This window comes from Thermostichus sp. OS-CIW-33 (genome assembly GCF_054059615.1).
In genome coordinates this window covers 109,120-131,117 of the sequence record NZ_JBSSCH010000004.1, presented here as the reverse complement: position 1 = coordinate 131,117, position 21,998 = coordinate 109,120, and the positions used below count along the sequence as shown (strand labels likewise).

The 21,998-nt window shown below is 57.4% G+C and carries 22 protein-coding genes and 1 pseudogene; 13 read left to right on the top strand and 10 right to left on the bottom strand.

The annotated features are described in order from the left end of the window. Positions 1-24: 24 nt before the first annotated feature. The gene (gene bchM / locus ACVWZG_RS04270) at positions 25-690 is read right to left on the bottom strand and encodes a magnesium protoporphyrin IX methyltransferase (RefSeq protein WP_414343655.1); all 666 of its coding nucleotides are present in this window, start codon (positions 688-690) and stop codon (positions 25-27) included. Positions 691-845: 155 nt separating this feature from the next. Here bchM and ACVWZG_RS04265 point away from each other — a divergent pair, with 155 nt between their 5' ends. After that, entirely contained in the window at positions 846-1,343 is a 498-nt protein-coding gene (locus tag ACVWZG_RS04265) for a hypothetical protein (protein ID WP_457406260.1), read from the top strand. 42 nt (positions 1,344-1,385) lie between these two features. Here the strand turns inward: ACVWZG_RS04265 and ACVWZG_RS04260 are convergent, their stop codons facing one another. The 4 genes from ACVWZG_RS04260 to wecB all read right to left on the bottom strand — a co-directional run bounded on the left by ACVWZG_RS04260 (position 1,386) and on the right by wecB (position 6,016). Beyond that, complete coding sequence (locus ACVWZG_RS04260; RefSeq protein ID WP_457393447.1) at positions 1,386-2,363, bottom strand: D-alanine--D-alanine ligase family protein; 978 nt, start codon at positions 2,361-2,363, stop codon at positions 1,386-1,388. Positions 2,364-2,432: 69 nt separating this feature from the next. Beyond that, positions 2,433-3,716: a cell division protein FtsZ gene (ftsZ, locus tag ACVWZG_RS04255; protein WP_457406258.1), complete on the bottom strand. Its 1,284-nt coding sequence runs from the start codon at positions 3,714-3,716 to the stop codon at positions 2,433-2,435. A gap of 409 nt (positions 3,717-4,125) precedes the next feature. Then, on the bottom strand, positions 4,126-4,701 hold the full coding sequence (locus ACVWZG_RS04250; RefSeq protein ID WP_041437468.1) for an ureidoglycolate lyase: 576 nt from the start codon (positions 4,699-4,701) through the stop codon (positions 4,126-4,128). A 178-nt stretch (positions 4,702-4,879) separates the two neighbouring features. After that, positions 4,880-6,016 carry a non-hydrolyzing UDP-N-acetylglucosamine 2-epimerase gene (gene wecB, locus ACVWZG_RS04245; RefSeq protein WP_414419533.1) on the bottom strand — a complete coding sequence of 379 codons (1,137 nt, stop codon included), beginning with the start codon at positions 6,014-6,016 and terminating at the stop codon, positions 4,880-4,882. 923 nt (positions 6,017-6,939) lie between these two features. Between wecB and mgtE the strand changes: the two genes are divergently transcribed. From mgtE to ACVWZG_RS04230, 3 genes are all read left to right on the top strand, one after another. Beyond that, positions 6,940-8,319 carry a magnesium transporter gene (gene mgtE, locus ACVWZG_RS04240; protein ID WP_457406254.1) on the top strand — a complete coding sequence of 460 codons (1,380 nt, stop codon included), beginning with the start codon at positions 6,940-6,942 and terminating at the stop codon, positions 8,317-8,319. Between the two features lie 192 nt (positions 8,320-8,511). Further along, positions 8,512-8,715 (top strand): DUF7219 family protein, encoded by a 204-nt coding sequence (locus ACVWZG_RS04235; protein WP_238376758.1) that lies wholly within the window; start codon positions 8,512-8,514, stop codon positions 8,713-8,715. Positions 8,716-8,742: 27 nt separating this feature from the next. Next, a complete protein-coding gene (locus ACVWZG_RS04230) occupies positions 8,743-9,444 on the top strand; it encodes an MgtC/SapB family protein (protein WP_414388027.1) in 702 nt (233 codons plus the stop codon). 4 nt (positions 9,445-9,448) lie between these two features. Here ACVWZG_RS04230 and ACVWZG_RS04225 read toward each other — a convergent pair whose 3' ends face one another. After that, complete coding sequence (locus ACVWZG_RS04225; RefSeq protein ID WP_414412424.1) at positions 9,449-10,072, bottom strand: TMEM165/GDT1 family protein; 624 nt, start codon at positions 10,070-10,072, stop codon at positions 9,449-9,451. A gap of 411 nt (positions 10,073-10,483) precedes the next feature. On the opposite strand from ACVWZG_RS04225, the gene ACVWZG_RS04220 reads away from it, so the two are divergent. The 4 genes from ACVWZG_RS04220 (at position 10,484) to ACVWZG_RS04205 (ending at position 12,653) form a co-directional block, all read left to right on the top strand. Next, positions 10,484-10,606, top strand: coding sequence for a hypothetical protein (locus ACVWZG_RS04220; protein WP_011429573.1), 123 nt, complete (start codon positions 10,484-10,486; stop codon positions 10,604-10,606). A 23-nt stretch (positions 10,607-10,629) separates the two neighbouring features. Beyond that, positions 10,630-11,031 carry a YraN family protein gene (locus ACVWZG_RS04215; protein WP_457406249.1) on the top strand — a complete coding sequence of 134 codons (402 nt, stop codon included), beginning with the start codon at positions 10,630-10,632 and terminating at the stop codon, positions 11,029-11,031. Between the two features lie 409 nt (positions 11,032-11,440). Next, the gene (locus ACVWZG_RS04210) at positions 11,441-12,319 is read left to right on the top strand and encodes a dienelactone hydrolase family protein (protein ID WP_414383579.1); all 879 of its coding nucleotides are present in this window, start codon (positions 11,441-11,443) and stop codon (positions 12,317-12,319) included. A 106-nt stretch (positions 12,320-12,425) separates the two neighbouring features. Beyond that, complete coding sequence (locus ACVWZG_RS04205; protein WP_414330530.1) at positions 12,426-12,653, top strand: hypothetical protein; 228 nt, start codon at positions 12,426-12,428, stop codon at positions 12,651-12,653. Here the strand turns inward: ACVWZG_RS04205 and ACVWZG_RS04200 are convergent. The 3 genes from ACVWZG_RS04200 to ACVWZG_RS04190 all read right to left on the bottom strand — a co-directional run bounded on the left by ACVWZG_RS04200 (position 12,650) and on the right by ACVWZG_RS04190 (position 15,034). After that, on the bottom strand, positions 12,650-13,192 hold the full coding sequence (locus ACVWZG_RS04200) for an NYN domain-containing protein (RefSeq protein WP_457406245.1): 543 nt from the start codon (positions 13,190-13,192) through the stop codon (positions 12,650-12,652). The genes ACVWZG_RS04205 and ACVWZG_RS04200 overlap by 4 nt on opposite strands. 134 nt (positions 13,193-13,326) lie before the next feature. After that, complete coding sequence (locus ACVWZG_RS04195) at positions 13,327-14,037, bottom strand: class I SAM-dependent methyltransferase (RefSeq protein WP_011429577.1); 711 nt, start codon at positions 14,035-14,037, stop codon at positions 13,327-13,329. A gap of 49 nt (positions 14,038-14,086) precedes the next feature. Next, positions 14,087-15,034, bottom strand: coding sequence for a sugar phosphate nucleotidyltransferase (locus ACVWZG_RS04190; RefSeq protein ID WP_457406242.1), 948 nt, complete (start codon positions 15,032-15,034; stop codon positions 14,087-14,089). A gap of 428 nt (positions 15,035-15,462) precedes the next feature. Here ACVWZG_RS04190 and ACVWZG_RS04185 point away from each other — a divergent pair, with 428 nt between their 5' ends. The 5 genes and pseudogenes from ACVWZG_RS04185 to ACVWZG_RS04165 all read left to right on the top strand — a co-directional run bounded on the left by ACVWZG_RS04185 (position 15,463) and on the right by ACVWZG_RS04165 (position 21,213). Beyond that, a complete protein-coding gene (locus ACVWZG_RS04185) occupies positions 15,463-16,326 on the top strand; it encodes an ABC transporter substrate-binding protein (protein ID WP_457406240.1) in 864 nt (287 codons plus the stop codon). Beyond that, a complete protein-coding gene (locus ACVWZG_RS04180) occupies positions 16,323-17,144 on the top strand; it encodes an amino acid ABC transporter permease (RefSeq protein WP_457406238.1) in 822 nt (273 codons plus the stop codon). The genes ACVWZG_RS04185 and ACVWZG_RS04180 overlap by 4 nt, the downstream gene beginning before the upstream one ends. 94 nt (positions 17,145-17,238) lie before the next feature. Then, positions 17,239-17,404 (top strand): annotated as a pseudogene (locus ACVWZG_RS04175) (RNA-guided endonuclease InsQ/TnpB family protein); the annotation flags it as partial. A 556-nt stretch (positions 17,405-17,960) separates the two neighbouring features. After that, positions 17,961-19,676 (top strand): succinate dehydrogenase/fumarate reductase flavoprotein subunit, encoded by a 1,716-nt coding sequence (locus ACVWZG_RS04170; protein WP_457406235.1) that lies wholly within the window; start codon positions 17,961-17,963, stop codon positions 19,674-19,676. A 139-nt stretch (positions 19,677-19,815) separates the two neighbouring features. Further along, a complete protein-coding gene (locus ACVWZG_RS04165) occupies positions 19,816-21,213 on the top strand; it encodes an aspartate aminotransferase family protein (RefSeq protein WP_011429583.1) in 1,398 nt (465 codons plus the stop codon). A gap of 33 nt (positions 21,214-21,246) precedes the next feature. On the opposite strand, the gene ACVWZG_RS04160 is transcribed toward ACVWZG_RS04165, so the two are convergent. Next, the gene (locus tag ACVWZG_RS04160) at positions 21,247-21,903 is read right to left on the bottom strand and encodes a hypothetical protein (RefSeq protein WP_457406232.1); all 657 of its coding nucleotides are present in this window, start codon (positions 21,901-21,903) and stop codon (positions 21,247-21,249) included. Positions 21,904-21,998 lie beyond the last annotated feature (95 nt).

Below are 21,998 nucleotides of genomic sequence, written 5' to 3'. Positions count from 1 at the left end.
CCGTTTAACGAACCAGATCGAGTGTCACCGAACCAGATCGAGGAGCCAAGCAAAGTAGAAGCGGCTGCGAATGGTTTGTCGCTGCTGCACTTTCCAGCCCCATTCGGTTAATTGGCTCACCAAGGTCGCCTCTCGGTGTTGATAGGCGCGGGTGGTTTTGCTGGGGCCGGGGAAGAACTCTCCCACTTTCTTCAGCAGCGTCAGCCAGGGGGTTTTGGGGGCAAAACTGAAGATCAGGCGGGACCGAGCCAGGCGGGTCAGGTGCTTTAGCATGCGCAGGGCCTCGGCTTCAGGGTAGTGGATCATCACATCGAGGCAGATGACGACATCGTATTCCCCCGTCAATTCCTCCAGATCCGAGACCCAAAAGTGTGGGTTGTCTGTGGATCCCAACTCCATTTGCTGGCGGCGGCGTGCTTCGTTCACCATTTGTTCCGAGATGTCGCTGGCGAACACCTGCGCCCCTCTGGTGGCCAAGGGCAAACTGAGGCTGCCCACCCCGCATCCGGCATCACAAATGCGTAAACCCGAGGGATCCCCCAACCACTGCAACACCGTCTCTACTGTGCGAGCATGGCCAAGGCGGATGTCTTTTTGGACGAAATTGACTTCTTCTTCACCATAAATGCGCCGCCAGCGCTCGAAGCCAACGGAGTTGAAGTAATCGCGGACAATGGTTTTCTCTTGCATAGAACTTCCAGCTAGGGATCCGGCGAGAGAAAAAGATGAACGCTCTGCTTTTCTTCGCCAACGCGCATCCCATTCTACCCCGAGGCCCCGTAACCCTCTGCATCGTTGCCCTAGGATTGTATTAGAATTAACTCGCATGCCTTGGATGCTGTGCCATGACCGAAGCTGAGATTGCCCAAGCGTTGCAGGCTCGGTTGGCTGCCCCGGTCAAAATCGCGGTCAAACGCCGCCAAGGTCATCTGCATGTTCTACTGAATCGATCCTCCTCGGCCCGAGTGGACTACCCCCATCTCATGGAACGGGTGCGGGTGGAGCTCAGGGCGTTGGGCTTGCCCGGCTTAGAGCAGGTCACGGTGTACGGGCGTGAGTCGGGACATTCTGAATACGAGTGGGAGCAAACGGCCCCCTTGTTGAACCCGCTGCTGGCCTCAGAAGAAACCACAGTTCTGTTGGAAAAAAAAGGCGATCGCCTACTGCAGGATCTGACAGTTGTTGCCCCGGATTCGGTCAACTCAAAGCCTGAACCCGCGCCGGAGAATCCTGTCGGGAAAACCGACATAGGCAGCAGGTCCCGCATCTCCTGGGTGTGGCTGGGGGGAGCTGTACTGATTGTTGGAATTGGGGTGATTCTTTTGCTGGTTGCCCTTCCCTGAAAGAGCTGGGTAAAGGTTCTTGTTCTTGTCTTGGGAAAAGCCTCAGGGAGCGTTGCCGAGGGTCGCCGATGGACTTTGAGAACGCCGGGATCCGGTCAAGTTTGCCTTTCGCAGGGCATCCTGCAGCATTCGCTCCACCAATTCGGTGAACGTCCACCCCAGAGCTGCCGCCGCATCGGGACAGAGGGAAGTGGGGGTCATGCCGGGCAGTGTATTCACCTCCAACACCCAAGGATTTTCCTCCGGATCCACCCGCAGATCCACCCGCGCCAAGCCTTCGCACCCCAACGCCTGGTAGGCCTTCAGACCTGCCGCCTCACAGCGGGCCAACCCTGCCGGGCTGAGGGAACAGGGGATCAAATGCCGCGAGCCACCGGGTGCGTACTTGGCTTCGTAGTCGTAGAAGTCGCCTTGGGCGGGGATGATCTCAATGGCCGGAAGAACTTGGCCGGACAAGATCGAGAGGGTGATCTCCTTTCCGGGAACATAGCGCTCCAGAAAAATCCGCGACGAGACTGAGCGGGCCAACTCCAGCCCCTGAGCAAATGACCTCTCATCCCGGACAATGCTGATGCCCACCGTCGAGCCGTTGTTGCTGGGCTTAATCACCAGTGGGGATCCCAACTCTGCCGCACAGTCAGCCCAAGTGAGGGGGCTTTGGTCGTCCCAAACCTGCCAATCGGGGGTAGGGATCCCCGCGGCGCGAAAGATCTGCTTGGAGACCAGCTTATCCATGGCCAGAGCACTGGCCAGCGGCCCGGATCCCTGGTAGGGCAGGCCCAGCCAGTCCAGCATTCCCTGTACCACCCCATCCTCGCCACCAGGGCCATGCAAGGCAATCCAAACGAAGTCGCAGCCGGCTTGCCGTTCCTGCCAAAGGCGCAGAGGCAGATCCTCATCTGGGTCGATTACCTTGACCCGATGGCCCAGGTCCTCCAAAGCCCGTTTGCAGGCTTTACCCGTTACCCAAGAGACTTGACGTTCTGCCGAACGCCCCCCCGCCAAGACAACAATGTTCATGGCCTAACCCCGAAGCACTCCCCACCCTCAACAACCGGCACCAAGATACCAGCATACCTTCACCCTACCCTACGAAGGGGGCCGTCGGCGGCGCAAGAACTCGGGAATATCTAAGCCTCCAGACATCGGCGGCTCAGGCTCCGGAGGCTGTCGAGGCGGCAGCCCAGAGCCCGTGGGAGTGGGCTTGGGAACCCCCGACTTGTTGGAGGCAGAAACTTTGGTTGCAGCAGGGATGGCGGCTGGACGGGCTTTCTCTTGGAAACCGGTGGCGATGACCGTGATGCGCACTTCCCCCTGCATGCGCTCGTCTTGGACGGTGCCGAAGATGATGTTGGCCTCGGGATCCACTGCCTCGGCGATGATCTCGGCAGCCACCGTGACCTCATGCAAGGACAAATCCGGCCCACCGGTAATGTTGAAGAGGACACCTTTAGCCCCTTCGATGGAGGTTTCCAAAAGCGGCGAAGATACAGCGGTAATGGCGGCTTCGCGGGCGCGGGACTTGCCGGATCCCATGCCAATTCCCATCAAGGCAGAGCCGGCATCGGCCATCACGCTGCGCACATCGGCAAAATCCACATTGATCATGCCGGGAATGAGAATGATATCCGAGATGCCCTGCACCCCCTGCCGCAGCACATCATCAGCAACGCGAAAAGCCTCTTGGACAGGGGTTTGCTCGGAGATCACCGAAAGCAACTTGTCATTGGGAATTACAATCAGGGTATCAACTGCCTCCCGCAGCGCTTGGATCCCTTCCTCGGCCTGCTTGCTGCGGCGTTTGCCCTCAAAGGAAAAAGGCCGTGTCACCACTCCCACCGTCAGGGCACCACTGGCTTTGGCAATTTGGGCGATGACGGGTGCTCCACCCGTGCCCGTGCCTCCCCCCATGCCGGCGGCAATGAAGACCAGATCTGCCCCTTTGATGGCTGCCGATATTTCTTCGCTGGATTCCTCTGCAGCTTTCTGGCCAATGGCCGGGTTACCGCCTGCACCCAAGCCTCGAGTCAGCTTCTGCCCAATTTGCAAGCGGTTCACTGCCGAGGACTGGGCAAGGGCCTGCGCATCGGTGTTGACGCTCCAAAACTCGACGCCCACAAGGTTGCTGGCCGCCATCCGACTGACCGCGTTGCCACCCCCACCCCCCACGCCTACTACCTTAATCTTTGCGGCATTGCTCGGCATGATCTCCTCTGGACGATCCGCCGCTCTGGTCTGAGATCCGTTCCTCTCATACTCGGCGTGAGAGCCTTCTCCCCTGTGGCGCTCATTCCAATGGGAAGGCGCAGACTGGGCTGAACCCAACCCTTGCCCAGGATTGGGAGGATGGATGTCTGACCAATTGGATGGCATGTCAGCTCTCACAATAACTTAAATTCTGGCAAATATCGAATATGCTAGCTGATTTAATATAGAGCAACTCCCTCCAGATGCCAACGCTGCCGACGTTTGTGAATCTTCCCGCTGAATACGGCCCTCCTAAAGACGCCTGTCGGCAGAATCTCAGGTAGCCTTTCTTGCCTAGAGGCATTTCTCTCTGAACTTGTCTCGAAGCTTTTGTGTGTAAGAATAGGTGTTCTCGAATACTTAGACCCTTGCAGGGGAAGAAGGGTCCAAAGGGAGGTTTCGGTACAAGAGTCTGGCCCTAGTTAAGGCCCAGTTAAGGCGAAGAGTCCCCTATCCAGCCAAAGGCTGATAGAGCGCCACTTTGTAGAACTGAGGCTTTGGCATCCTGTAGAGATTCAGGGATCCGGACTTGCATTCAGACCAGCTCTAGGTGGATCTCCGCTTTTAGCCGTTGGGGGAGGGAAATTTTGAATACATCTCCCTGATTCATTTCGTGGGCATCTTCCATGCTGGCCAGGGCTTCCACCACTTCTTCGGAGTTGGCGGTTAGCACCACAACGGGGCGCTCGCAGGCAATGGGGAAATCGTGCCACGTGCCGAGGTGCAGCAGCAGCCCATGCCCGGCAGGGAATCGCAGGGCTTGTACTTTGTCGAGATCGGGAGCTGCTTTGGGATGGTTGGGAGGAGCCATCACCATGATGAACGGCTCTTGCCCCAGGCCGACAAACAACTGGGTCATACGCATGTGGCGCTCCAGCCAGAGCACAGGTGGATATCCGGGCAGGATCTTAGCCGTACGGATAACGGCTCTGCCGGTGTATTGAAAGTCGATGTTCTGTCCTTCCAGGACACGCCCCTGATAAAAGGGGATCCCCAGCCCAGGATTGGCCACATCGTCCCCTATAAGTTGGCCGAAGGGTTGCACATTTTCTGGGGTGGCATCCACAATCGGCACCCGGACAACGGTGGTGGCAGTTGCAGTCGTGCTCATGGTTTGCATCCTCGCTCTTGATTGGACTGGGGTCAATTGGATTGGAGTCAGGCTTTCTATCTTAATTAATTGTCTTATTGAGATTAATTGTCTTATTGAGAGCAATAGGTAAAGAAACGGTTTTCCCGGTAACTGTCTATACATCTTTGATTCTTAATTTATTCTTAACTTTTAATTCTTAACTTTGTTCTTCTCGAGGGCTTTGCGGGTTAAACCACCGCTCGATGATGTGGCGAATTTGCCGGGCGGCAGTGCCATCGCCAAAGGGGTTTTGGGCTTGGGCCATGCGGGCATAGGCTTGTGGGTCTGTGAGCAATTCTCGGGCTGCCTTCAGGATCTTTTCGGGGTGTGTGCCTACCAGGCGGGCGGTGCCGGCAGCAATCGCTTCAGGACGTTCGGTGGTCTGCCGCAGCACCAGCACCGGTTTGCCCAGGGCAGGGGCCTCTTCTTGAATGCCGCCGGAGTCGCTGAGGATGAGGGTACAGCGCTGCATGGCGCTCACCCAGAGGGGATAGTCCAGAGGCTCGGTGAGAAAAGCCCGCTCATGGGATCCCAACAGGGCTTGCAGGGGATCCCGCACCAAGGGGTTGGGATGGAGGGGCAAGAGAAGGGCGGTATCGGGAAACTCGGCCAAGATCTGCAGCAGAGCCTTGCCGATGGCGGTTAGGGGATCCCCCCAATTTTCCCGCCGGTGCACGGTAACCAACAGGACACGGTAGCGCTGCCAGTCCAGCCCGGGAATGGGGCAGGGGATCCCTTGGGAGGCCACTTGCAGTAGGGCGTCGATGACAGTGTTGCCGGTGCAATGGATGGATCCCACCACGTGGCTTCGCTTCAGGTTGTCAACGGCTTGGGGGGTAGGGGCAAAGTGCAGGCTGGCCAACTGGGAGATCAGGCGGCGATTGGCCTCTTCGGGGAAAGGATTGTAGAGATCATCGGTGCGCAGTCCGGCTTCCACATGCCCAACCGGGATCCGGTGGTAGAAAGCTGCCAAGGCAGCCGCAAAGGCGGTGGTGGTATCTCCCTGCACCAAAACCAGTTGAGGATGTTGCTCTTGAAAGTAGAGTTCCAGGCCCCGCAAGGTGGCTTCGGTGATGTCCGTCAAGCTTTGGCGGGGGCGCATGATCGCCAGATCCCGATCCGCTTGCAGACCGAATAGCCGCATCACCTGATCCACCATTTCCCGATGTTGTCCGGTCAAGATCAGCTCGGTGCGCAGATGGGGACTGGCACGCAGGGCTTGAATCACCGGGGCCAGCTTAATGGCTTCGGGCCGTGTGCCCAAGATCACGGCAATGAGGGGAAGGGAGGCCATAAGCTCAAGGACATTGGCACCTGTAGGAGATGGGAAGCGCAGCTCATTGAAGCAAGGCCACCAACAAACCACTAACAAAAACCACTAACAAAACAGAGGCGGCGAAGGGCGTGGGTTGCTCAAGGTCGCAAGCCACCGAGATGTAGACTCTGCTGAGTCAGGCTGAGGGCAATGTCGAGACGAGAGGAACCACAAGGGGGCTATTGCTGCTCACCCCGATCTTACCCCTCCAGCTGCCCCACCAATTTTTCACCGGATGAGCTGGAGAAAAAGGGTTGACGGGATCCCACTCCTGCAACTAGCCTAAAGGGGGCTGAAGAGATCCTCTTCTGGCTGTCCGGGTTGTTTCGGCTAACCTTTTTGGAGGAAAACGTTCAACAGCATGGACGCTTCCGGTAGTTGTAGCGCCAGCCACCAGTGGATGGTCTTCGAGGAGCACGTTCTTGAAGATTGGGCTCTTACTGGTGTCTTCCTTTTCCCCGCTGACAGCTTCTGTCGTCGCTTGAGAGGATCCCGTTTCGCCAACGCGAAGGGGTGGGAGAGTTTTCCCGGCTAGCTTTTGACTTGGGTGGCTCTCTCAGTCGGCGACGAACAGATGAGCTGAGCAGAGCCTTAACTGAGCAATGGGTTTGTACAGCCCTGTTCAGAAAAGGGGAGATCAGGAGTAATTCCGAGGGGATTCCCCTTGACTTTCCTGTTGTGGGTTTTGGGGTTTCCGCAGGCCTGGGGATCCCTTGGAGTCCCTTTTATCGGCTTGGGCGCTTGCGATCCAAGCTGGGCTTGGAGGCCTGGCGCTAGACCTACGGCTTGCTGCGCGGCCATCCAAGGGTTTCAGGGCTTCCCTGTGAGCCTCGGAGCACCGGTTGGCTGTTGACCTCCTGGTTCTCTTCATCCCGGCTGACCCCAACGTTCGGAGGTTTATCATGCGGCACAACGTTCTTCGCGATCTCCTAACCCCTGCTTCCTTGGAAGCCGCCAAGCGAGAGGCCAACCGCGCTCCCATTGCCGAGCTGGTGCAGCAGTTGATGGAGATTTCACCTCGGCAGCGGGCTTTGGCTTTCCGCTTGCTGGAAAAAGACAAAGCCATTGCAGTGTTTGAGTATCTGCGGCCCGAAGAGCAGGCCGATCTCATTCGCAGCATGGAAAGCCCAGAGGTGATCCAGCTCATAGAAGCTCTGCCACCTGATGAGCGGGTACGTCTGTTTGAGGAGTTGCCGGCCAAAGTAACCAAGCGCCTCATTGCCAACCTCAGCCCAGAAGCTCGGGAAGCAGTGAATATCTTGCTGGGTTATCCAGAGCGCAGTGCCGGTCGGCTGATGAACCTGCGCTACTTGTCGGTACGGGATACCCTCACCGTCGGGGCTGCTCTGGCCAGCGTGCGGGACTCCCAACTGGGAGACGATGAGCTGGATGTGATTTTTGTGGTGGACGATCAGCGGTTCTACAAGGGTCTCATCCGCACTGTGCGGCTGGTGAAGGCGGATCCCGACCTACCGATTCGGGAGCTGATTGAAGGGGTTGATACTGTGGCGCGGGTTACCGACCGGGATCTCCAGGCAGCTCGTTTGCTCAAGGATTCGGGCTTGCCGGCTATTCCGGTGGTCGACAGTGAAGGACGCTTGGTGGGTGACATCACTTTTGAAGATGTGATCAATTTGGTGGAAGAAGAGGCTACGGATGCTGCTCTGGCCCAAGCAGGGGTGGGCAACTTGCTCAGCCGAGACAAGGTTTGGAGCGAGCGCCTGGTTAAAGGCTCCCGTTGGTATGCCGTCCGCCTGCGCATCACGTTTTTAATCATCACCTTGATTGGCGGCATGGTGGTGGGGGGAGTGATCCAAACCTTTGAGGAAGTGTTGCAAGCAGTGACGGCAGCGGCTATTTTCATCCCCTTGGTCATGGATATGGGCGGTAATGTCGGCACCCAATCTACGACCATCTTTGCCCGTGGCTTGGCTTGGGGCCACATCAACGTGCGGCAGTTTTTCCCCTATTTGCTGCGGGAAGCCAGCATTGGTGGCATTATCGGTCTGATCCTGGGGGCCACGGCTGGGGTGATTGCCTACTTCTGGCAGGGGGCACCCAATGGGATCCCACAATTGGGTCTAGCGGTGGGCTTGGCTCTGGCCATTGTCCTCACTTTGGGGGCTATCTTGGGCGCCATTTTGCCCTGGGTGATGTTAAAGCTGGGCTTTGACCACGCTCCCGGAGCGGATCCTTTTATCACCACCATTAAAGACTTCACCGGCCTCTGGGTGTATTTCACCCTGGTGGCTTGGCTAGTCGGGATTGAAGTGGAGCTCTAGGGCTGCGCCGGCGCTGGATCCAGGGGGCACCTCACCGGCAAAGCGCGTTCCAGGAACGAATAATCCAGCCCTTCTTGAGAAATCAGCCTTTCAGAGTCTCGCCACAAGGCCATCGCGACGGCAGCGCAGAGCACTTTTACGAGGTGTCCTTTGACCAACGAAGGGTTACAGCAAACATTTAGGAGGTGTGCCATGACCTTGAAAGTTCTATCTCCCTTGGCTGCTGCTCAATTTCGGTCACGGCTGCAGCAGTATGCCTATCGGGTGGGCATAACCTGTGCTTTAGAAACAGGTGGTAAGCTGGCCCCAGAATCCGCCTTTGCTCAACTGGAAGCCCTCTGGCAAACCTTGCAACAGGAAGCCACTGCCCTTGGGATCCCAGATGAGGATGGCTAAACTTTATCCTTTCACGAGAACCGGAGCATGACCTGGATTGACTTCACCTTGCGTTTGGCCGTTGCCTTTGTCCTGGGATCCCTCATTGGCCTGGAGCGACAGTGGCGGCAGCGCATGGCCGGCTTGCGCACCAATACCCTGGTGGCCACGGGTGCAGCTTTGTTTGTCATGCTCTCGGTTCTCACCCCTGATGAAAGCAGCCCGACCCGTATTGCGGCCCAAGTGGTATCGGGGATTGGCTTTTTGGCCGGGGGCGTGATTCTTAAGGAAGGAGCCAGCGTCCGTGGCCTGAACACTGCCGCCACCATCTGGTGTGCAGCCGCGGTGGGAGCCTTTGCCGGATCGGGGTACATTCCCCAAGCTGCCATTGGGGCCGCAGCTGTGTTGATCTCCAACGTTGTGCTGCGTCCGCTGGGCTACCGCATCAACCAGCAGCCTTTGAAAGGCACAGAACTGGAACTGGTCTATGAGTGTTCGTTCATCTGCAAAAGCCAAGCAGAGGCCCACATCCGCGCCTTGCTCTTGCAAGGCATAGCTCCCACCCATCTCAAACTGCGTGCCCTCTACAGCGAAGACCTGGAGGACAAGCCCGATCTGGTCAAAGTCGAAGCAGAGCTAGTCACCCAAACCCGCGATGACCAGGCCCTAGAACTTGTCGTCAGCCGCCTCAGCCTAGAGCCAGGCGTGATCACTGCCCGATGGCGGATCATCGAACAAGAATTTGGCTGATCCCTCATCCTGCCAACTCCCAACCGGTCAGCAACGCAAACACCAGAAATAAGCCGCCCCCCACCCAATGCACGGCGCGTTCAGAGATGTGAGCTGCTAAAAAACGACCTCCCACCACCGCCAGCCCCACCATCAGTCCATGGCCAAGGGTAGCCCCTGCCCATACACTCAATCCCGGGTGGGTAGCCGCCAAGGAGACGGTGGCAATCTGGGTTTTATCCCCGAACTCGGCCAAGGCTGTCAAGCTAAAGGCTTCCCACACCACAGCCCAAGCACCGCCGCGGCCCGCCCCTTTTTCTTCTGCCTGCTCCACCAGCCTGAGGGCTTCTTCCTCTTCTTCTTTTTCCTGCTGGGGAGTCATCTTGTAAGCTTGCCAGAGCATTCTCAGCCCAAAAGCCGCGAAAACCCCAGCCGATAACACTCTCACGCCCAGGGGTGGCAGCAGCTTGAAAAGCACCTTCCCGGCCACCACCGCCAGCAAGGTCATCACGGCCAAAGCCAGCCACGTTCCCAAGAAAACCCAGCGGCGCGGGTGCCGCATAGCCAGAATCAGGGGGGTAAAAAAGGTTTTATCCCCAAACTCCGCTACGGTGACCAACAGCAAACTTGACGCAAAACCAGCCCACATCGTTTAGCCTCCAACCTCTCTTGTGTGTGGAATCGGTTCACACCTAGAGGTGAAGGCTGGGAAAGTCAGACGGACTCACCAAGCTCACCTCTGCGTGAACTCAGTGAAAGTCTCGTCACCAAAGCAGCCTGCCGGGCTTGCTTCGTCTCCTGCACCGGGCTGTTTTTAGCCAGTATGTCGATACAGAGGGCGGTAAGCCGCCTGACTACTCCCTTTCCGTCTAAATGGTAGCATGCTGAGCTCCCAGTGGGAGTCATTCATTCAAGCATTCAAGAAAAGCTCTCCAATGGGATCCCCCAAGACTTGCTGTGACTTGGCCGATATCAGTGCCGCGCATCGCTTACCAGAGGATTGTGAAGGAGCGGCAGGCTATTATGATCACGGTTGAGGAGAAAATCAGGGGAAAACCACGTGGATGCAAAGTTAGTCTTGGTGGGGGTTGCTCTTGTCCTCTCTCTGGCAAGTTTCTACTTCGGCACCCGCAACGGCTTTTACGACACCGACAAGTATCACGGCAATGGCTCTGCTCATTAGAGCCGGGCGCTGGTGATTTTTTTATGGATCCCTTGCCCAGAAGGGCTTCCCTCCAGAATACAGGCAACGTCGGCGAGGGCTGGGTGCGGCAATATCTCTGTCAGCAGGGCTGGCAGATCCTGGCCCAGCGGTGGCGCTGCCCTTGGGGCGAGCTGGATCTGGTTGCCCACAAAGCTGATGTGCTGATTTTCGTAGAGGTGAAAACCCGTAGCCCCGGTAGCTGGGATCGAGGCGGGCTTTTGGCGGTTGGGATCCCCAAGCAGCGACGCTTGATCCGGGCTGCCCAGGCCTTCTTGAGCCAGCATCCCCACCTCTCCGAGTTGTCCTGCCGTTTTGATGTTGCGCTGATAGAACGTCGGGCCTCCAGGGAAGGGGTAAGCTACGCTTTGGTTGATTACCTGCAAGCAGCTTTTGAGATTTTTTGAGATTTGTTGAAGCAAACTTATCTCACTTGTCAAGGCCATCTGCACCAGTACAATTGCCGTTTTGCTGCTATTGCCAAACGCTCAGTTTGTCTTTTTGGCTCTGACCAACGCTGCCATCATCCAACAATTTCGGCAACTGCCAAATAAGCTCCAAAGTGCGAGATGGCATCGATGCTTCTTGAAATGCTTAACCCAAAGATTTCCGGTTTTTAACTGATTTTTAACTGTCTCTTGAGTTGCATTTCCGTTGATCAGCATCGCTGTGCCGAGCCGATCTTAACAGCTCTACGATGCAGATCTCAGACAGGATAGGCAAGATTTGCATCGAGACTGTCAGCAGAAAGAATCTTTACAGACAAAATATTGTTTATCCTGAGAAGAGGGGTTTGTGTTTTTGAGGATTGGGCCTATGTATGCGGAGCAACCCAAGGGGGGATCCTCCAGCAGCTGGAAGCGCCGTCAGTTGAAGCTGGCCAACGTCGCTGCTGGGTTTGCCTCGGCAGTACAGCCGATCTTTGCCCAAACCATCATCACCGATAGCGAAGGATTGGAAGCCGGCCCCGTCACCATTCCCACCCCAGATGGCGAGATCCCTGGCTATCGTGCCAAGCCGACCGGCTCTGGCCCTTTTCCACTGGTTTTGGTGGTGCAAGAGATCTTTGGTGTACACGAGCACATTCAAGACATTTGTCGCCGCTTGGGGAAGTTGGGCTATGTGGCAGTGGCTCCCGAGCTGTTTTTCCGGCAGGGGGATGTTTCTCAGCTGCAGAGCCTTGAGGAGATTCGCGCCATCGTCTCCCAGGTGCCCGATGCTCAGGTGATGTCGGATTTGGATGCGGCGGTGGATTGGGCAATTGGCAACTCAGGTGCGGATCCAGAGCGGGTGGGCATTACTGGCTTTTGCTGGGGTGGTCGAATCACTTGGTTGTACGCGGCTCACCGACCCGGCTTGAAGGCGGGTGTTGCCTGGTACGGTCGTTTGGTGGGAGAGTCCACACTCTTAACCCCAAGGCATCCGCTGGATGTGGCAGCCAGCCTGAAGGCACCTGTGTTGGGTTTGTATGGTGGTGCAGATACCAGCATTCCCTTGGAAACGGTGGAGCAAATGAAGTCAGCTCTGGAAGCTTGCGGAGATCCATCGCAGTTGATCATCTACCCGGATGCTCCCCACGCCTTTTTTGCCGATTATCGCCCCACCTATCGCCCAGAAGCGGCTGGTGACGCTTGGGAACGGTTGCAGGCTTGGTTTCGAGAACACGGCTTGGCCCAGGGATCCCGGTCTCAATGATGGGATCTCATCTGTTCCCGTCGGCAGGACGGAGTCTTTTTTTGACTGCGCCGAAGGCAGAGCTTGGGGCAAGCTGGTATATTCCTAGCCATCTCAGGGAAACAGCATGGAAGCACATGAGTTCTGGGCCCGTACCGACAGCCAAGGTCAACTGATCTTGCCCATGAAGGCGCAGGAACAATTGCCCAAAAATCGAGTTGTGCGGGTGCTGGTGTTGGTGGATGAGCGGGAGCTGGCTCCGGCGGATCCTTCACAGGAGCAGTTGCCCACTGCCTCGCCAGATGAAGAGCATCTTTGGTATGGAGCTCCCACCGTTCCCTACGACGGTATTTAGCCCACGGGATCTTGGCCGGACAGCCGCCAGCGGTTTAGGCGCGAGAGGGTATCTGCATCCAAGTAGGCATCAATGCCCCGCTTGCTCGATAGCCGTTTTGGTTGGACGCGCCGGATCTGCTGCTGGGCCTGCTGCACTTCATCCCACAGTTGTTCTGCCGAGACCCATTCGGCGTTGTAGCCACCGATCACCAATTGCTGGACACGATCGGAGGTAGCCACCCGTACCCGACACCCATCCCTCTGCAACTGGGCACACAGCCGTTCAATACAACTGTCGGCGGTCTCGCCATAGGAGGTATACAGGATCTCGATACCCGAAGGGGAGCGCTCTTGCCGGGCTGGAGTGGGTTGGGCGTAGGCATCGTACACCACGGTCGCCTGGTAGCCCCGGAAGGCCACATAGTTGGCCAAAGATTCCACCAAGCGCAGACGGGCCAATTCCATCAGGGAGCGACGCGCTAACTGGCTCAGGGTGGGCCAAGCTCCGATGATGTTGTAGCCATCAACCAAGAGGAAGGTGGGAGAGGAGGCTTGCATGGATGGCGGTGGATCCCTTGTCCGGGATCACACTTCTTAATCTTAATCTTTATCTTATTTTTAATCTTAGTACCCAGCCTTAAAGGTTACCCCACTACTCCGAATGCTCCGATACTTTCCCGGTTGTGAGCAGATCACGGTCTGCGCTGAATCCAATAGGTGGTGAACAGTTCGCCACTGGCCTGTTTCTGAATTTTGCCCCCCAAGGCTGCGATGCGCCGCTCCCACTCCGTTAGGGGGGTGAAAATCGGTTCGGTGCCTTTGAATAGCTCGATGAGGCCCCATTGTTCCGCCCACACCGAGTCGGGATTGACCACTTCAATAATCACAGGTGCAGCCGGTCGCAACACTCGCATCAACTCTGCCCAAACCGCGTCGAAGTACTCAATCGGGTAGTAGTACAAAAATCCGGTGGCAATGGCCAGATCAAATTGCTCCGACTCGTAGTTTTCCAAATGGTGGGCGGATCCCTGTTGCATTGACTTGAACAGCTTGGAGTTAAGCTGGGGTGCCCGCGAGCGAATAAAGCGCACAATCTCACCGCTCAGCTCATGGCCGTAAAAGTAGGCTTGCCAATCGTTCCAGGGATAGGTCAGGAAGCTTACCCCACAGCCCAAATCCAAACAGGCTTCCCGTTTTTTGGGGGCACGCAGTTGCCAAAAGGGGATCCCGAGGCGTTCTTGCAGGTGATCCCGCTGCTGGGCTTGCCAAAAAGGCAGTTGCTCCAGGTCTGGGGGAAGTTGCCAACCTGGCCGACCCAGTTGAATTTCCAGCTCCCGATTGAAGCGAGCAGCTACGGCAGCAAGGTAGGGATCCCAGCGTTCCCCAGTTTGTGGTAACTCCATCTGTTGATGGCTTTGTCGTGGATGGTTGTGGACTTAACTTGCACTTAACCTACACTACCAGGACTCTCGGCCCGTAGGCTCCCGGCTGCAGGGATCCATTCACCCAACTGTGGCTGCCGAGGATGGTGCCTGCCGGAATCTGAGCTTGGGATCCCAGCCGGGTGTGGGCGCCAATGTAGCAGGGGGCGTGCAGTTGAGCGCTGGGATGGATCTCAGCCGTTTTGTGCGCCCATATCCCCGGCGCCTGTTGCTGCACATTTTCTAAGGGAAAATCCGTCATTCGGCCCAGAAGAATGTCCAGTTGGCCGTGGTAGTAGCTGGCCGGCGTGCCCAGATCCCGCCAGTAGCCTGCGTGGAGATAAGCTTGCAGCCGGTGCCCTTGCCTGAGCAAATCGGGGAAGACACGCCGCTCAAAGCTGAGGGGATCCCCACTGGGGTAGTCTTTAAAAATGGCCGGATCCAAGACATAGGTGCCGGCGTTGATCGTGTCGGTGGTGAGGGTGAGGGCTTCTGCAGGGGTGGGTTTTTCCCGAAAAGATTGGATCTGGCCCCCTTCCCCAACTTCCACCAGGCCATAGGCGGTGATATCTTCCACGCGGGCGAGGGTGAGGGTGGCCATGGCCTTGCTCTGCACATGACATTGCATCAACGCCTGCAAATCCAGATCCGTGAGGATGTCGGCATTGAAAACCACCAAGGGATCCCCGGTGAAATAGGGCTGAGCCAGCACCAAAGCTCCTGCCGTATCCAAAGGCGTCTCTTCGGGAATGTAGCGGAGCTTCACCCCCAAAGCAGCGCCATCTCCCAGAGCAGCCTCAATTTGTTGGCCCAGATAACCCACGCTGAGCAAAATATCCGTCAAGCCGGCTCGGCGGCAGCGCCCGATCAGCCACTCCAAAAAGGGCACATCCAAAAGGGGCAACAAAGGCTTGGGTTGCAAAAAGGTAAAGGGCCGTAAACGAGTTCCTTTCCCACCCGCCAAGATCACCGCTTGCATAACCACCCTCAACCCCGTTCTCTTCCAAAGATATTGACATCCTCTCCGCCCAATTGCTAAGGGGGATCCATTGGGTCGAGCCAAATGTTTTCTGCTACCCAGAACGTCGATTCTCCGTTGCCCACAGAGGGATACGGATTGCCCCCCCGGGCAACACAGCACGAGTCTTGATCGCAAGTCTCAGGGGATGCCTTTCTGGAGGAGATATTTCAATCTCAATTGGGATTCATAAGCTCAATCCTGAGACAGTTGATTTGCCTTTTTTAGAGCATGTTTGGAGAATTGCGACCCGCTCGCCCCAGTCGGGAATAGCCACCCAAAGCGGCAGTGTCAGGTGATACTACCTTGCAACGGGAATTGTGACAGCCTTGGATAGCTTGGATGGATTCCAATGGGTTTGCCCTTCACCTTCATCTGAGGTTTTGCCGATGTCTGTTTCTCGACGCCGATCCCTACAAGCCCTTTGCTTGACCCTGGCCGGATGCTGGGCTCTAGGCACACACCAGGGATCCCTGCTGGCCCAAGGTAGCGATTTGTTGGCTCAAGTTCAAGAGCGGGGGGTGCTCCGGATTTCCACCGACTCCAATTACCGGCCTCAGAGCTACCTCAATCCCGACGGCAGTTGGGAAGGATTTGACGTGGATGTGGCGCGCGAGATTGCCAGGCGCTTGGGGGTAAAGGCTGAGTTTTTGGATATCAACTTCGATGTCATCACCGCCGGATCTTGGAATGGCCGCTGGGATGTCAATGTCGGGTCGATGACCGTAACTGCCGAACGCCAGAAAGCTCTGCTGTTTACCATTCCCTACTACTACACCCCCGCCAGCTTCGTGGTCCACCAAGCCTCGACCTTGACAGATATTGCCGCCTTGGAAGGAAAGCGAGTCGGGGTGGGCACCGCCACCACCTATCAAGCCTACCTGGAGGGCAACCTCACCCTGGAAGGAGAGACCATCCAAGTTCCAGCCCCGCGGGTGGACATTCGCATCTACGACACCGATAGCCTGGCTCTGCAGGACTTGGCACTGGGGGATGGCACCCGCCTGGATGCAGTCTTGACGGCTTTGCCGACGGCTGAAAATGCCATTCGGGAAGGGCTGCCCCTGAAAACTCTGGGGGATCCGGTCTACTATGAAGCCTTGGCTGTGGCCTTGGATCGCTCCAGCCCTGCCCCTTCCGAGAGCTTGCAAGCCAAAATCAACGAAATCTTAGAATCCATGCACGCCGACGGCACGCTAACAGCCCTCTCGAAGCGGTATTACGGCATTGATCTGACGAAAAAAGCTGAGTGAGCAAAGACTCTATCCCACTGGAGCAGCCCATTTACCCACCGCCCCGGATTCGAAAAGGGATCCCGTTCCCGGTGGCCCAGGGGTTGTGGTTGGTTTTGTGGCTGCTGTTGTTGGTGTTCACCTTCAGCGGGGTACAGTTGGAGTTGGCCGGGATCCCCATCCGTACCTTGCGTCTCAACGGCAACTTTGTGCGCGAGTGGTGGTGGTTCATCTCGCAAGGGGTGGGCACTACTTTTCAACTGTCCTTGGTCTCCATCCTCTGCGCTACCACGTTGGCCTTTTTGTCGGCACTGGCGGGGCTCTCCCAGATTGCCCCTCTAAGCAGCCTCTCTGCTCTCTATGTCTCGCTGATGCGGGGCACACCTCTATTCCTGCAGTTTTTGTTTATCTACCAGGCTTTGCCGCAACTGGGTCTGGTGTTCGGCTCGTTTACTTCGGCGGTGCTGGCCTTGAGCCTGAACTATGGCGCCTACATGAGCGAGATCTTCCGGGCCGGGATCCAAGCCATTCCCATTGGGCAGCGGGAAGCTGCCTATGCCCTGGGGCTTAAGCCTTGGCAAACCCTATGGTGCATTGTTCTGCCGCAAGCTTTTCGAATTGTCTTACCGGACATTGGCAACCAATTCATCGCCATGCAGAAAGACACTGCCCTGGCCAGTGCCATTGCTTTGCAGGAGTTGATGGGCCGGGCTCGACAGGCAGGTTTGCCGCGCCAACATTTTTTTGAGGCTTTGGTGGTGGCAGCGCTGTGGTACTGGCTGCTGACGTTGATCTTGTCATTTTTCCAGGGACGCTTGGAACGGTACCTGGCCCGCTAGAGGAGCCTGACTCTAATCCGGCCATTACTTTGGTGTCTGCTTGCATACGTTTGTGGTTGCCCACAAAGACCGGCTGTGCCGTTCGCGATAGCAGGGGGCTCCAAAAACAGCCAGAAAGCTGGGGGACATCATCCTGCACTGACCTGCCGCAGTGGGTGAAAGAGGATCCCTGCCACCTCAAGCGGAACGCCATTCAAGAGGCAGGGTTGGCCTTTCGAGAGAGCAAAGACCCGAAGTCTCGCAGCGTCAGAGATCAGAGCTTTGCGGGATACTGCCATTCTGTTTGGCAACGAGCAGGATGCAATCGCTGCAGCCCTGGGCAACAGTGTATGGCTTCGCCATGCAAGCCATAGCCATTCCAAACTGGATTGGGACACTCCCCAAGCGTTCCGCGCTGCTTCCGCGACCACTCCCAGGGGAAGAGGGAAGTTAGGAAGCGATGCAACTTAAAGCTGTTCGTCAGGCTGGGCTCAATAGCACTTCCAGAGTTTGCCCAAAACAGTCTTCTCGTCCACGGCACAAGCCGCGACGTTCTTCAGGGCCAAAGCTAAAGGTAGAATCCAGGGCCAGGCCCAACCTCTATCGTAGCCGGCTAAGCCTGTTGGGCAGGTTTCTCAGGACGGGTTTCTCAGAAAGTATCCCATTTCCAGCCTGACAGTCTTTGTTCAGAGCAGAAAGTGGTAAGCCTACGGCACCGCACCGCTGCTGATAACGAGCTATACTCAGGTGCTGCTGGAGAGGCTGCTGGGGCCGGCCATAATGGGAAAACGCCATCCTGGCTGTGGCGGAATCCTTTGCGAGAGCTTGCCTGCATCCATGCTGGAACACGACATTGTCATCATCGGGGGAGGGCTGGCCGGTTGCCGAGCGGCTTTGGAGGTTATGCGACGGGATCCCAGCCTCGACCTGGCCTTGGTGTCCAAAACCCATCCCATTCGCAGCCACTCGGTAGCAGCCCAAGGGGGCATTGCCGCCGCCTTACAAAATGTCGATCCGCAAGATTCCTGGGAGGCTCATGCCTTCGATACCGTCAAGGGATCCGACTACCTAGCGGATCAAGATGCGGTGGAGATTCTAGCCCGGGAAGCCCCTGAGGTGATCATTGACCTGGAACACCTGGGGGTCTTGTTCTCCCGCCTGCCGGATGGCCGCATTGCCCAGCGGGCCTTTGGGGGACACAGCCACCCGCGCACCTGTTATGCCGCCGACAAAACCGGGCACGCCATTTTGCACGAGTTGGTGAGCAACCTCAAGCGTTTTGGGGTCAAGCTCTACAGCGAATGGTATGTGCTGGATCTGATCCTGGAGGACAACCAAGCCCAGGGCGTGGTGATGTTGGAGCAGGCCAGCGGACGGCTGGAAGTGCTGCGGGCCAAGGCGGTTATGTTGGCTACAGGCGGCTATGGGCGCATCTACAACTCCACGTCCAACGACTTTGCTTCCACCGGCGATGGCATGGCAATGGTGGCGCGGGCCGGCCTGCCTCTGCAAGATATTGAGTTTGTGCAGTTTCATCCCACGGGCCTGTATCCGGTGGGGGTGTTGATCTCAGAGGCAGTGCGTGGAGAGGGGGCCTATCTGATCAATGGGAAGGGGGAGCGCTTCATGGCCGCCTATGCCCCCAGCCAGATGGAATTGGCCCCACGGGACATCACCTCGCGGGCAATTGTCACGGAGGTGCGGGCCGGGCGCGGTATTGACGGCAAAGATTTTGTCTACTTAGACCTGCGGCATCTGGGGGCAGAAAAGATCCACACTCGGCTGCCCTTCTGTTGGGAGGAGGCCCATCGCCACTTGGGCATCGATGCGGTTGTCGATCCCATTCCGGTGCGACCGACGGTGCACTACTGCATGGGTGGGATCCCGGTGACGGTGGATGGGCAGGTGTTGCGGGATGTCCAAACCCGTGTGGAAGGGCTGTTCGCTGCCGGTGAAACGGCCTGTGTTTCGGTGCATGGGGCTAACCGGCTGGGCAGCAACTCTCTCCTGGAGTGCGTTGTTTTCGGGCGGCGCACAGGGGCAGCCATGGTAGAGGCCGTCAGAGGTCGAGCCTTGCCGAAAGTGGACGAGGGATCCCTACTCAAACAGGCCGCCGGGCGGATCACAAGGCTGCTAGAACGATCAGGAAAGAGCCGCATTGATCAGGTGCGGCGGCAATTTCAAGATTGCATGACCGAGCATTGCGGCGTCTACCGCACCGAATCGGTTCTCCAAGAAGGGATCCAAACATGGCAACAGATCCGCCAGCGTTACGAGCGGGATTTGCATTTGGACGATCGGGGCAAGGTGTGGAACACCGAGCTGATCGAAGCGCTGGAGCTGGACAACCTCATGACGGTGGGGGCTTTGATCCTCGCCAGCGCCCTGGAACGGCGGGAAAGCCGTGGCTCCCACGCGCGGGAAGATTACCCCCAACGGGATGATCAACGGTTTTTACAACACACCTTGGCCGCTTTTCGGGAGGGATCCCCTCAGATCAGCTATCGCCCCGTGGTGATCACCCGGTTTCCCCCTCAGGAGCGAAAATACTAACTTTCCAGAGGCCTCCCAGGCCGATTAGGATTGCTCTATCGTTCCCGTTAGCAGGATGGAGCCCCTTTCAAAATTATCCAATATCTAGGGATTCCATCTTCGCCAGCTTGAAATCTCGTCTACTGCCGGAGGGCCAGCCATGCAAGAAACCCTGGAGAAAGCAGCCGTCGCCCTGCAAGCGGAGCTGAATCTGGAGCCTTTTTGGATGCCCTTTACGGCCAATCGGCAATTTAAAGCCAACCCGCGCCTGTTGGTTGCCGCCCGAGACATGTACTACACCAGCCACGATGGCCGCCAAATCCTAGATGGGACTGCCGGGCTGTGGTGTGTGAATGCTGGCCACTGTCGTCCCCCGATTGTGGAAGCAATCCAACAGCAGGTGGCCCAACTGGACTACGCCCCAGCTTTTCAAATGGGCCATCCCAAAGCCTTTCAACTGGCAGAGCAGCTCATTCAGCTCACTCCTGCCGGACTGGATCACGTTTTTTTCACCAACTCTGGCTCTGAGGCGGTGGATACGGCCCTGAAAATGGCCATCGCCTACCATCGCTTACGCGGACAGGGATCCCGGCAGCGGCTGATTGGCCGGGAACGGGGCTACCACGGCGTTGGCTTTGGGGGCATCTCGGTCGGGGGCATCTCCAACAACCGCAAGTTTTTTGGCAGCCTCATTCCCGGCGTAGACCACCTACCCCACACCCACAACCTGGAGCAAAACGCCTTTAGCCGCGGCCTGCCTCGCTGGGGATCCCACTTGGCAGAAGACTTGGAGCGGATCGTCGCTCTCCACGATGCCAGCACGATTGCAGCGGTGATCGTAGAGCCGGTTGCCGGTTCAACGGGGGTGTTGCTGCCGCCGGTGGGCTATTTGGAAAAGCTGCGGGCCATTTGCGACAAGTACGGCATTCTCCTCATCTTCGATGAGGTGATCACCGGCTTTGGGCGGCTGGGATCCCCTTTTGCGGCCAATTACTTTGGGGTGGTGCCGGATCTGATTTGCTGTGCCAAGGGCCTCACCAATGGCACCATCCCGATGGGCGCAGTGATCGTCAAGCAAGAGATCTACAGCGCCTTCATGGAGGCTGCTGGTTCCGCTGATGACCTGCACCGTCCAGGGGACAACAGCAGGACGCTGTCCTGGAGCCCCATCGAGTTTTTCCACGGCTACACCTACTCCGGCCACCCAGTTGCCAGTGCCGCCGGCTTGGCTACCCTGAACCTGTATCGAGAAGAAGGCTTGTTCGAGCGGGCTGCCAACCTCGCTCCCCTCTGGGAGGAGGCTCTCCATTCCCTACGGGGCTTGCCTCATGTCATCGATGTGCGCAACCTCGGCTTGGTGGGGGCAATTGAATTGGAAGGGATCCCTGGCCGACCGACAGCGCGGGCTTTTGAAGCTTTTTTGCGCTGCTACGAACGTGGGGTATTGATTCGCACTACAGGTGATACCATTGCCCTTTCCCCGCCTTTGATCATCGAGGAAGCCCATATTGAACACCTGATCGCCACCCTGAAGCGAGTTCTTCAAGAGCTACCTTAGTCCTGAATCGACAAGAGAGACTGCCTGAGGGAGTTAGAAGCTTCTGGGGCTGGGCGTCGGCGAAGGACTGGGAGAGGGACTGGGTCTGGGCGAAGGGGATACCGAGGGAAAGGGATTGGGGGTGCCGGTCGGCGTTGGCGAGGGGGAGGGACTGGGCGCAGGCAACACCCGTAAAGGAGCTTTGGCCGAAGCAATTCGGCCCTGGGTATCCGCCACCATTGCCGTCACCTCATAATCCCCGGTGGGAGCAGAAGTGGGAATGGTGATGGGGATGGTGCCAATGCAGGCTCTGCTGTTGGGCTGACAGCCGACGGCAGCGGCAGTGAAATCAAAGGTGAGGGTGAGGGGGCTTTGTCGGATTTCCACCCGGAAGCTGATGCCGGCCCCCAAACCTGCAGGAGTCGTCACGGCCACCAGCACGTTGAAGGGTACCGTCTGTCGCGCGTCCGTCAGGGCCACCACGGCAATCGAAGGCGGCTCTGCTGCAAAGGAAGCAGTGGGAGAGGGGCTGGGAGTGGGGAAAGGATTCAAGAAGGGAGTGGGGGTCGGGGTAGGCAGAGGGGTGGGCGGCGGCGTAGGGACAGGACTGGGGATGAGGAAAGGAGTGGGCGTTGGAGCCACCACCGCTATCGGCGTGATGGTAACCGCAGGCTGTTCGCCAGCATCTTCTTGGCAAGCCACCAGTGACAACGACAGAAGAGCGGCTACACTGGCCCTTATTACAGAGGAGGCTGCTAACGTCCAGCTCTGACGGAACCTATGGGGCTGCTGTCTCATGGGGTTTG

Coding starts and splice junctions, on each gene's coding strand:
- bchM (WP_414343655.1), bottom strand. CDS start 690: ATGCAAGAGAAAACCATTGTCCGCGATTACTTCAACTCCGTTGGCTTC.
- ACVWZG_RS04265 (WP_457406260.1), top strand. CDS start 846: ATGACCGAAGCTGAGATTGCCCAAGCGTTGCAGGCTCGGTTGGCTGCC.
- ACVWZG_RS04260 (WP_457393447.1), bottom strand. CDS start 2,363: ATGAACATTGTTGTCTTGGCGGGGGGGCGTTCGGCAGAACGTCAAGTC.
- ftsZ (WP_457406258.1), bottom strand. CDS start 3,716: ATGCCATCCAATTGGTCAGACATCCATCCTCCCAATCCTGGGCAAGGG.
- ACVWZG_RS04250 (WP_041437468.1), bottom strand. CDS start 4,701: ATGAGCACGACTGCAACTGCCACCACCGTTGTCCGGGTGCCGATTGTG.
- wecB (WP_414419533.1), bottom strand. CDS start 6,016: ATGGCCTCCCTTCCCCTCATTGCCGTGATCTTGGGCACACGGCCCGAA.
- mgtE (WP_457406254.1), top strand. CDS start 6,940: ATGCGGCACAACGTTCTTCGCGATCTCCTAACCCCTGCTTCCTTGGAA.
- ACVWZG_RS04235 (WP_238376758.1), top strand. CDS start 8,512: ATGACCTTGAAAGTTCTATCTCCCTTGGCTGCTGCTCAATTTCGGTCA.
- ACVWZG_RS04230 (WP_414388027.1), top strand. CDS start 8,743: ATGACCTGGATTGACTTCACCTTGCGTTTGGCCGTTGCCTTTGTCCTG.
- ACVWZG_RS04225 (WP_414412424.1), bottom strand. CDS start 10,072: ATGTGGGCTGGTTTTGCGTCAAGTTTGCTGTTGGTCACCGTAGCGGAG.
- ACVWZG_RS04215 (WP_457406249.1), top strand. CDS start 10,630: ATGGATCCCTTGCCCAGAAGGGCTTCCCTCCAGAATACAGGCAACGTC.
- ACVWZG_RS04210 (WP_414383579.1), top strand. CDS start 11,441: ATGTATGCGGAGCAACCCAAGGGGGGATCCTCCAGCAGCTGGAAGCGC.
- ACVWZG_RS04205 (WP_414330530.1), top strand. CDS start 12,426: ATGGAAGCACATGAGTTCTGGGCCCGTACCGACAGCCAAGGTCAACTG.
- ACVWZG_RS04200 (WP_457406245.1), bottom strand. CDS start 13,192: ATGCAAGCCTCCTCTCCCACCTTCCTCTTGGTTGATGGCTACAACATC.
- ACVWZG_RS04195 (WP_011429577.1), bottom strand. CDS start 14,037: ATGGAGTTACCACAAACTGGGGAACGCTGGGATCCCTACCTTGCTGCC.
- ACVWZG_RS04190 (WP_457406242.1), bottom strand. CDS start 15,034: ATGCAAGCGGTGATCTTGGCGGGTGGGAAAGGAACTCGTTTACGGCCC.
- ACVWZG_RS04185 (WP_457406240.1), top strand. CDS start 15,463: ATGTCTGTTTCTCGACGCCGATCCCTACAAGCCCTTTGCTTGACCCTG.
- ACVWZG_RS04170 (WP_457406235.1), top strand. CDS start 17,961: ATGCTGGAACACGACATTGTCATCATCGGGGGAGGGCTGGCCGGTTGC.
- ACVWZG_RS04165 (WP_011429583.1), top strand. CDS start 19,816: ATGCAAGAAACCCTGGAGAAAGCAGCCGTCGCCCTGCAAGCGGAGCTG.